The sequence below is a fragment of the Limosilactobacillus reuteri subsp. porcinus genome (assembly GCF_036621895.1).
Classification (GTDB): domain Bacteria; phylum Bacillota; class Bacilli; order Lactobacillales; family Lactobacillaceae; genus Limosilactobacillus; species Limosilactobacillus reuteri_J.
On record NZ_LN887504.1, the window covers coordinates 1 to 659 of the forward strand.

1 rRNA gene (running past one end of the window) is annotated in these 659 nt (G+C 46.7%); it reads left to right on the forward strand.

Features of this window, described 5'->3' with window-relative positions:
* Window positions 1-185: 185 nt before the first annotated feature.
* Window positions 186-659, forward strand: a 16S ribosomal RNA gene (locus AACL61_RS09840); it runs 1,093 nt beyond the window's last position.

Here is a 659-nt window from a genome sequence, read left to right on the forward strand (position 1 = left end):
GATATAATAAATGTGTTGGTTGGCTGCTTGATTAGCCAACAGGTAGACCTTTGAAAACTGAACAAAGTTTCGACGAATCAAATGTGTAGGGTCTTCAATCACGATGTGATTTGAAGCAAAACATTTGCGAAGTCAATTCGCTTAATAACAAAGATAATTGAGAGCTATTCAAGTTCTTATATATTTTATATGAGAGTTTGATCCTGGCTCAGGATGAACGCCGGCGGTGTGCCTAATACATGCAAGTCGTACGCACTGGCCCAACTGATTGATGGTGCTTGCACCTGATTGACGATGGATTACCAGTGAGTGGCGGACGGGTGAGTAACACGTAGGTAACCTGCCCCGGAGCGGGGGATAACATTTGGAAACAGATGCTAATACCGCATAACAACAAAAGCCACATGGCTTTTGTTTGAAAGATGGCTTTGGCTATCACTCTGGGATGGACCTGCGGTGCATTAGCTAGTTGGTAAGGTAACGGCTTACCAAGGCGATGATGCATAGCCGAGTTGAGAGACTGATCGGCCACAATGGAACTGAGACACGGTCCATACTCCTACGGGAGGCAGCAGTAGGGAATCTTCCACAATGGGCGCAAGCCTGATGGAGCAACACCGCGTGAGTGAAGAAGGGTTTCGGCTCGTAAAGCTCTGTTG